Origin of the sequence: Actinomadura sp. WAC 06369, from assembly GCF_003947565.1 — a bacterium.
Taxonomy (GTDB): Bacteria; Actinomycetota; Actinomycetes; order Streptosporangiales; family Streptosporangiaceae; genus Spirillospora; species Spirillospora rifamycini.
Genome location: NZ_QHJN01000253.1, coordinates 1 through 7,752 on the forward strand (window position 1 = coordinate 1; position 7,752 = coordinate 7,752).

Below are 7,752 nucleotides of genomic sequence, written 5' to 3' on the forward strand. Positions count from 1 at the left end.
GTGTTATGGGTTCGTGGGGGTGGGGGGCGCGTGGTGTGCGGAGTTGAACACCCATTCGTTCCAACGGAACTCGGTGTCGATCAGGACCAGGGTGCGCCAGCCGCGGTAGAGGCAGCCTGAGCGGTGATCGTGGGGGCCGAGGCCGTCGATCAGCTCCTGCCACAGGTCGTAGTCCTCGTGCTTGAGCAGTTGCGTGGCCTCGGTGATGACGATGCACTCCGCGTTGGTGGAACGGTCGTTCAGGGCCTCCCCGAAGTCCGTCCAGCCTCGCGTCGCCGCGTACGGCAGTTGGAGGGCGGCGACGAAGTGCTCGATGGCCCTGGCCGCGGTCGTGCAGGCCGAGCCCAGGACCATGCGCACCGTGACTTCGGTGGACTCGTCCCCGAAGGCCGCGTCGAGGTCCCGGTCGAGGCGCCGAACCAGATCGTCGGTGTCGGACGGGTCCGCCTTCATGATGACCAGCGCGCCGCATTCGTCGATCACTCGAGCGGTGAGCGCGGCGATGTCGTCGTCGGTGTGCACGGGATTCTGAGCCATGTCCCCATCGTGGGATATCGACCAGCGTGGTGGCCAATGATTCGTGATTTCGAGGGCCGGTTTTCCGCGCTCGAAGGTGTTCAGGTTGCGCCTATGTTCTTGGCCAGGTTGGAGGGGAGGGGGTAGGGGCGTTCTGAAGGGAGGAGGTTTCTCGCTTTCGCTGCCTGGCCGTCTTGAAGCAGGCGGTGGATGCGGCGGGCGAGGGGGGTGCGGTCCTCGATACCGAGGATCCAGTCGTCCACGTAACGGTCGATCACGTGGCGGCTCAGGCCGATCTGGATGCTGCGGTGTTCGAGTTTCTGTCCGCGCAGCGAGCGTTCCGGGTCCCATTGGACGTGGACGGTCGAGTTCGCGAAACGGCGGCGCCATTCGTCGGAGTCGCGGAAGGTCCGGCGGTCGGCGCGGGTGGGTACGGCCAGGGCGAGGGCCTCTTCCCATCCGGTGCGGGTGAGCCGGACCGCGAGGATCACGTCCTGGCCCGGCTTGCGGGCCCAGTTGCTGCGCGCCATCAGCCAGAGGAAGGAGGGTTTGATCCAGGTCATCCGGTTGCGCGAGAAGGGTTCGACGAACGTGCCGTGGGCGGTGGCGGGTGTGCCGATTTCCGGCCGGTACGCCTGGTAGACGGTGATCGAGTCACGGTCGTGTTCGGCGCGGATCTGCCGGAGCGGAACGGTCATGTCATGCCTTCGTCGAGGGGCGGCGTCGCGGTGCATGGTGGCGTTCGCTGCATGGGCGGTCAACGCATTTATCGGCCGGTGTCGCGGGCCCGGGCGGGGGTAGTCTGCCCGTCGAGGGTCGTTTCCGTTCGGGGGCTGTGATTGTGGCTACCTTCGTTTTGATTCCCGGGGCCGGTGGGCGGGCCTGGTACTGGCATCGGCTGATTCCCGAACTGCGGGGGCACGACGTGGTGGCCGTCGACCTTCCGGCGGACGACGACTCCGCGGGGCTGCGGGAGTACGCCGACGCGGTGGTGTCCGCGATCGGCGACAGGACGGACGTGGTGCTGGTCGCTCAGTCGATGGGCGGGCTGACGGCGCCGCTCGTGTGCACGCGGGTGCCCGTGGAGTTGCTGGTGCTGGTCAACGCCATGGTGCCGGTACCCGGGGAGACGGGCGCCGAATGGTGGGGGAACACCGGGCAGCCGCGGGCGGCGGCCGAGCTGGCGGTGCGGCAGGGGCGGACACCCGCCGAGGAGCTGGACCCGATGGAGATCTTCTTCCATGACGTCCCGCCGGACGTGGTCGCGGAGGCGATGCGGGAGGAGCCGCCGCAGTCGTCGGCGCCGTTCGAGGAGCCGTGGCCGCTGGAGGCGTGGCCCGGCACGCCGACCGTGTTCCTGCAGGGGCGGGACGACCGGCTGTTCCCGCTCGAATGGCAGCGGGGAGTCGTCCGGGACCGGCTGGGGATCCCGGTCGAGGAGCTGCCCGGCGGGCATCTGGTGGCGCTCGGGCATCCGCGGGAGCTGGCGGCGCGCCTGGTGCGGGCGGTGTCCTGAGGTTCAGCCGCGCGTGCGGCGGCGGTGCGCCTTCTGGCGGCAGGCCGGGCCGCAGTAGCGGGCGGGGCGGCCGGTTCGCGAACTGGCCAGGGGGCGGTCGCAGATCTCGCAGGCGCCGACCTTTCGTGACACTTTCGTTTCGTTACTCGGTTTCGTCACGTCCGGGCGCAGGGCGTCCAGTGCCAGAGCGGTGATGCGGCGCGGCGGGACGGCGGCGCGGCGGAAGCGCTCCATCGCCATGCAGCCGTTCACGAGCGTCCGCACCTCGTGGACGTTCACGTCCCCGCGGACGGCGCCGGCCTCGGCCGCCCGGCGGAGCAGCACGTCCAGGGCGTCGGTGAACGCCGCGTCCATGCACTCCCCCTCCAGCACCCTCGCCCCCTGCTCCATGAGGGCCTCGCACAGCGCGTGGTTGACCATCGCCTCCTCCACGACCCGGGCGACGAAGTCGTAGAACGCCGCACCGGGGTCGTTCGCGGCGGCCAATGCCCGGGCCTCGTCCACCATCGCCCGGATGCGGACCGCGACCACGGCCTCGAACAGCGCCTCCTTGGTGGCGAAGTTGCGGTAGACGGTGCCCGCGCCGACACCCGCGCGGCGCGCGATCTCGTCGAGCGGGACGATTCTCCCGTCCGCGGCGAACGCCTCCAGGGCCGCGTCCATGATGCGTTCCCGGTTGCGGCGGGCGTCCGCGCGCATGGGCGGTCGATCGGTCGGCACGGGCCGTGCTCCCTTCCGTTGACAACCGGGGCGATCGTTCCGGTACGGTCCTAAGCGGGTGATACGTTCCGATTCTACGGGAGAGTCATGACGACGACGGTGGACAAGGCACGGCGGCTGGGGCGGATCGGCGCGGTGCTCATGACGCCGATCGCGCCGGCCGACGAGTGGCGGCGGGCGGCGCGGCGGGTGGAGGACGCGGGCTACGGGGCGCTCTGGGTGAACGAGCTCATCGGGGGCCGGGAGGTGTTCGCGCAGCTCGGCGTGATGCTCGCCGCCACCGAGCGGATCGTGCTCGGCTCGTCGGTCGCGAACCTCTGGGCGCGGCATCCCGCCGCCATGCAGGGCGCCGCGTCCGTCCTCGCGGACGCGTACCCGGGGCGGCTCGCGCTGGGCGTGGGCGTCAGCATGCCGATGATGGTCGAGCAGAGCGGGCAGAAGTGGACGAGCCCGCTGGCGCGGACGCGCGAGTACCTGGACGGGATGGACGCCGCCGCGGGGACGGCACCCGCGCCGGAGGTCCCCTTCCCCCGGCTGCTGGCCGCGCTCGGCCCGAAGATGCAGGAGCTGGCCCGGGAGCGCGCCGACGGGGCGCTGCCCGCGGCGATGCCCGCCGAGCACACGCGCCGCACGCGGGAGCGCCTCGGCGAGGGGAAGCTCGTGGCGGTGATGCAGTCGGCGATCCTGGAGACGGACGCGGCGGCGGCGCGCGGCATCGCGCGCGGCACGGGCCTGCTGTCCATGCCCGGCTCCCCCTACGTCCGCGCGCTCCGGGACCTGGGCTACGGAGATGCGGACGTCGAGGGCGGCGGCACCGACGAGGTCGTGGACGCCTGCTTCGCCTGGGGCGACGGGGAGGCGGTCGCCCGCCGCGTCCGCGCGCACCTGGACGCGGGCGCCGATCACGTGGCGGTGTCCGTCCTGGCCCCCGACCTCGCGTCGGCCGCCGACGGGTACGAGCGCCTCGCGCCCGTCCTTCGGGATCTGTGAGCCGGGTTCAGCGGGCCGTCGGCCGGACGAGCCCGGTCTCGTAGGCCGCGATGACGAGCTGGGCGCGGTCGCGGGCGTGCAGCTTGGCCAGCAGGTGCCCGATGTGCGTCTTCACCGTGGCGGGGCTGAGGTGCAGGTGCTCGGCCAGCTCGGCGTTCGACAGCCCGCGCGCGATGAGGGTGAGGACCTCCCGCTCCCGCGCGGTGAGGGCGCCGAGCCCGTCGGGCGCGGGCCGCACGGGGCCGGGGCCGCGGACGAACTCGGCGATCAGCCGCCGGGTCACCGTGGGCGCGAGCAGCGACTCCCCCTCGGCGATCACCCGGACGGCCGACAGCAGATCGGCGGGCGGGGTGTCCTTGAGCAGGAAGCCGCTGGCCCCCGCCCGCAGCGCCCCGTAGACGTAGGCGTCGAGGTCGAACGTGGTGAGGATCAGCACGCGGACGTCCGGGTGGGCCGCGCAGATCCGGCGGGTGGCCTCGAGCCCGTCCATCTCGGGCATCCGGACGTCCATGAGGACGACGTCGGGCCGTTCGCGCCCGGCGAGTTCGACGGCCTCGGCGCCGTTCCCCGCCTCCCCCACCACGCGGAGCCCGGGCGCGGTGTCGATGAGGACGCCGAAGCTGCCGCGGACCAGGGCCTGGTCGTCGGCGACGAGGACGCGGAGTTCTTCCACGGTGCTCACGTTTCGTAGGGGAATCGGGCGCTGACGGCGAATCCGCCCTCGGGCCGGGGCCCGGCGCTGAACTCGCCGCCGTACATCATGACGCGCTCGCGCATCCCGATGATCCCGTGCCCGCCGCCGGGGCCGCCGGGCAGGACGCGCGTGCCCGGGCCGTCGTCGGTGACGTCGATGCCGACGCGGCCGCCGCCCGCGACGACCCCGACCCGGCAGCGGGCGGGCGCGGCGTGCTTGACCACGTTGGTGACGGCCTCCTGGACGATGCGGTAGACCGCGAGCGCGACGCTCTCGGGGACGTCGCCGGCCCGCACGTCGAGGTCGACGCGGACGCCCGCCATGGCGGCCCGTTCGGCGAGGCCGTCGAGGGCGGCGAGGTCCGGGGGCGGCGTGAGGGCCCCCTCGCCGGCGGCGTCGGCGCGCAGGACGCCGAGGAGGTGCCGCATCTCGGCGAGGGTGCCGCGGCTCGTGGCCTCGATGACGCGGAGGGCGTCGACGGCCTCGGCGGGGCGCGCCTCGGCGACGTGCACGGCGACGCCGCTCTTCACGGCGATGAGGCTCATGCTGTGGGCGACGATGTCGTGCAGTTCCCGGGCGATGCGGAGCCGCTCCTCCCCGACGGCGCGGTCGGCGAGTTCGCGGGCGAAGCGCGCGGCGTGCTCGCGGCGGTCGCGGACGGTGCGGCCGAGCGCCCAGGACGCGCCGAGCACCGCGAGGCCGAGCACGAGGAAGCCGAGCCGCTCGGCCCGCCACCCGATCGGCCCGAAGAGGGCGGCGCCGAGGATGACGACGCAGCTCAGCATGCCGATGAGGGTGGTGGGCACCCATTTCCGCCGCCGCCGGGTGAGGGCGACGGTGTAGAGCGCGTAGGCCGCGGCGACGAAGGCGTCCGAGGGCATGTCGGCCAGCAGCGCCAGGGCGGACGCGGCGAGCACGGCGGCGAACACGGGGACGGGCCAGATCCGCCGCACGGCGAGCGGGAGGCCCGACGCGGCGAGCAGCGGGCCGGCGGTGACCGCGGAGACGCCGGGGCCCGCGGACGCGAGCATCACGAGCATGTAGAGCAGCGCCGCGGCGGCGTCGAGGGCGATCAGTTTGGACCGGGCGACCCGCGGGCCGAGCGGGGCGGGCGGGACGCGCGCATCGGGCTCGTGCACGTCGCAACGGTATCGGGATGCCGCGCGCGGGCGCGTCCGCCCGGCGGGCGTCGGACCGTGGTCGGAGGCGCCCGGGCGGTCTCCGACCACGGGCGTACGGCGCGGTCCGGACCGCGTTCCGATGCGCGCGGGGCCGTCGGGGGACGACCGTGGACGGCATGATCGAGGTACGTGAGCTGACCAAGCGCTACGGCGCGACGACGGCGGTGGACCGCCTGTCGTTCACGGTGCGGCCCGGGACGGTGACCGGGTTCCTCGGGCCGAACGGCGCGGGGAAGTCGACGACGATGCGGATGCTGCTGGGCCTGGACAGGGCCGAGTCCGGTGAGGCGCTGGTGAACGGCGGCCGGTACGCGGCGCTGCGGCGGCCGATGTTCGAGGTGGGTGCGCTGCTGGACGCGGGCGCGGTGCACGGCGGCCGCCGGGCGATCGACCATCTGGGCTGGCTGGCGCGCAGCAACGGCGTCGCGCCGCGCCGGACGGCGGAGGTGCTGGAGCTCGTCGGCCTGGCGGGGGTGGCGCGCAAGCGGGTCGGAGGCTTCTCGCTGGGCATGCGGCAGCGGCTCGGGGTCGCGGCGGCGCTGCTGGGCGACCCGGGCGTGCTGCTGTTCGACGAGCCGGTGAACGGCCTGGACCCGGACGGCGTGCGCTGGATCCGCGAGCTGATGCGGTCCCTCGCGGCGGAGGGCCGCACGGTGCTGATCTCCAGCCACCTGATGAGCGAGATGGAGATGACCGCCGACCGGCTGATCGTGATCGGCCGCGGCCGGCTGATCGCGGACACGTCGGTCCGGGAGCTGGCGGACCGGTTCGCGCGGGGCGTGCGGGTGCGCTCGCCGCGCCCGGACGAGCTGACGGCGGTGCTCGCGGCCGCCGGCGGGCGCGTGGAGACCGCGCAGGGCGACGCGCTCACGGTGACGGGGCTGAACGTGGCGGAGATCGGCGACCGGGCGGCGGCGCACGGCATCCCGCTGCACGAGGTGGCGGCGCAGAGCGCGTCGCTGGAGGAGGCGTACATGGAACTGACCGCCGACAGCGCCGAGTTCGGGTCGGTGGCGCGATGAGCGGGACCGGCACGGGCGAACGCCGGGCGGGGTTCCCGGCCGGGGACGCCGCGGCGGCGCACGGCCGCGCGGCGGGCTCCGCTGCGAGGTCCGGCGGGACGTGGACGGGCGCGATCGCCGGGGAGTGGCACAAGCTGCGCACCGTCCGGTCGACGGCCGCGATCCTCGCGGCGATCGGGGTGGCGTTCCTGTTCTGCCTGCTCTGGTCCCTGTACGCGGTGCGGTACTGGGAGGGCCTGTCCGCCGCGGAGCGGGCGGACCTGGCCCCGGCGCCGCCGACGCAGTTCCTCACGGCGGTGCTCCCGGTCTGCGCCGTGGTGCTCGGCGCGCTGACGCTGACGTCGGAGTACGCGACCGGGATGATCCGCACGAGCCTCACCGCCATGCCGCGCCGGCTGCCGCTGCTGGGCGCCAAGGCGCTGGCGGCGGCCGGGCTGGTCGGCGCCGCCGCGCTGGTGAGCCTCGCTGCGGCGCTGCTGGCGGGACGGGCCATCGCGGGCGACCGTCCGATGCCGGGGTTCGACGGCCCGCTCGCCGACCACGCCGCCAACGCGGTCGCCATCGCCGTGACGGCGGCGGCGATCACGCTGATGACGCTGGGCATGGCGGCGCTGCTCCGCTCGACGGCCGCGACGATCACGATCGGAATGGGGCTGGTGTTCGTCGCGCCGCCGCTCGTGCGGCTGCTGCCGGCGCCGTGGGACGACCGGATCTGGTGGCTGCTGCCGGCCGGTTTCCCGAACCAGGTCGCGCCGGTGCCGGGGTCGACGGCGGGCGAGGGCGGGCTGTCCGGGCCCGCCGCGGCGGCGCTGCTCGTCGTCTACGTCGCGGTCATGCTGGGCGCCGGGGCGTACGCGTTCGCGCGCCGGGACGCGTGACCGGCGCGGTCGCGCCCGTCCCGGCGGGGAGCGCGCTGGGCCGGGCGGTGGCGGCGGAGTGGCGGAAGCTGCGCTCGGTCCGCTCGACCTACGGCGTGTTGGGGACGGCCGTCGCGTTCTCCCTGTTCGTCGTGCTGCTCGCGGCGCAGCTCGCCCGGACCTGGGACGGCCTCGGCGCGGACGACCGCGCGCAGGTGGCGATCCGCCCGGTGCTGGAGCTCGCCGGGTGGGTGGG

At 74.3% G+C, this 7,752-nt stretch carries 9 protein-coding genes and 1 pseudogene; 5 read left to right on the forward strand and 5 right to left on the reverse strand.

Annotation, left to right across the window (positions count from 1 at the left end; genetic code table 11):
• Window positions 1-3: 3 nt before the first annotated feature.
• Together DMH08_RS37140 and DMH08_RS37145 are read right to left on the reverse strand one after the other, a co-directional pair.
• Window positions 4-537 carry a hypothetical protein gene (locus DMH08_RS37140; RefSeq protein ID WP_125620893.1) on the reverse strand — a complete coding sequence of 178 codons (534 nt, stop codon included), beginning with the start codon at window positions 535-537 and terminating at the stop codon, window positions 4-6.
• Between the two features lie 80 nt (window positions 538-617).
• A complete protein-coding gene (locus DMH08_RS37145) occupies window positions 618-1,214 on the reverse strand; it encodes a DUF4291 domain-containing protein (protein WP_125620895.1) in 597 nt (198 codons plus the stop codon).
• 158 nt (window positions 1,215-1,372) lie between these two features.
• Between DMH08_RS37145 and DMH08_RS37150 the strand changes: the two genes are divergently transcribed.
• Complete coding sequence (locus tag DMH08_RS37150) at window positions 1,373-2,032, forward strand: alpha/beta fold hydrolase (RefSeq protein WP_233618040.1); 660 nt, start codon at window positions 1,373-1,375, stop codon at window positions 2,030-2,032.
• A gap of 3 nt (window positions 2,033-2,035) precedes the next feature.
• Here the strand turns inward: DMH08_RS37150 and DMH08_RS37155 are convergent, their stop codons facing one another.
• Window positions 2,036-2,752, reverse strand: coding sequence for a TetR/AcrR family transcriptional regulator (locus DMH08_RS37155; protein WP_233618041.1), 717 nt, complete (start codon window positions 2,750-2,752; stop codon window positions 2,036-2,038).
• 87 nt (window positions 2,753-2,839) lie between these two features.
• Between DMH08_RS37155 and DMH08_RS37160 the strand changes: the two genes are divergently transcribed.
• Window positions 2,840-3,742, forward strand: coding sequence for a TIGR03620 family F420-dependent LLM class oxidoreductase (locus tag DMH08_RS37160; protein ID WP_034517550.1), 903 nt, complete (start codon window positions 2,840-2,842; stop codon window positions 3,740-3,742).
• A gap of 7 nt (window positions 3,743-3,749) precedes the next feature.
• On the opposite strand, the gene DMH08_RS37165 is transcribed toward DMH08_RS37160, so the two are convergent.
• On the reverse strand, window positions 3,750-4,424 hold the full coding sequence (locus tag DMH08_RS37165; protein ID WP_026402091.1) for a response regulator: 675 nt from the start codon (window positions 4,422-4,424) through the stop codon (window positions 3,750-3,752).
• Window positions 4,421-5,575: a sensor histidine kinase gene (locus tag DMH08_RS37170; RefSeq protein WP_026402090.1), complete on the reverse strand. Its 1,155-nt coding sequence runs from the start codon at window positions 5,573-5,575 to the stop codon at window positions 4,421-4,423. The genes DMH08_RS37165 and DMH08_RS37170 overlap by 4 nt, the downstream gene beginning before the upstream one ends.
• 158 nt (window positions 5,576-5,733) lie before the next feature.
• On the opposite strand from DMH08_RS37170, the gene DMH08_RS37175 reads away from it, so the two are divergent.
• The 3 genes and pseudogenes from DMH08_RS37175 to DMH08_RS37185 form a co-directional block, all read left to right on the forward strand.
• On the forward strand, window positions 5,734-6,639 hold the full coding sequence (locus tag DMH08_RS37175; RefSeq protein ID WP_026402089.1) for an ABC transporter ATP-binding protein: 906 nt from the start codon (window positions 5,734-5,736) through the stop codon (window positions 6,637-6,639).
• Window positions 6,636-7,517, forward strand: coding sequence for an ABC transporter permease subunit (locus tag DMH08_RS37180; protein WP_125620899.1), 882 nt, complete (start codon window positions 6,636-6,638; stop codon window positions 7,515-7,517). Before DMH08_RS37175 ends, DMH08_RS37180 begins: the two co-directional genes overlap by 4 nt.
• A pseudogene (locus DMH08_RS37185) lies at window positions 7,514-7,752 on the forward strand (hypothetical protein); the annotation flags it as partial. The gene DMH08_RS37180 and the pseudogene DMH08_RS37185, both read left to right, overlap by 4 nt.

Coding starts and splice junctions, on each gene's coding strand:
- DMH08_RS37140 (WP_125620893.1), bottom strand. CDS start 537: ATGGCTCAGAATCCCGTGCACACCGACGACGACATCGCCGCGCTCACC.
- DMH08_RS37145 (WP_125620895.1), bottom strand. CDS start 1,214: ATGACCGTTCCGCTCCGGCAGATCCGCGCCGAACACGACCGTGACTCG.
- DMH08_RS37160 (WP_034517550.1), top strand. CDS start 2,840: ATGACGACGACGGTGGACAAGGCACGGCGGCTGGGGCGGATCGGCGCG.
- DMH08_RS37175 (WP_026402089.1), top strand. CDS start 5,734: ATGATCGAGGTACGTGAGCTGACCAAGCGCTACGGCGCGACGACGGCG.
- DMH08_RS37180 (WP_125620899.1), top strand. CDS start 6,636: ATGAGCGGGACCGGCACGGGCGAACGCCGGGCGGGGTTCCCGGCCGGG.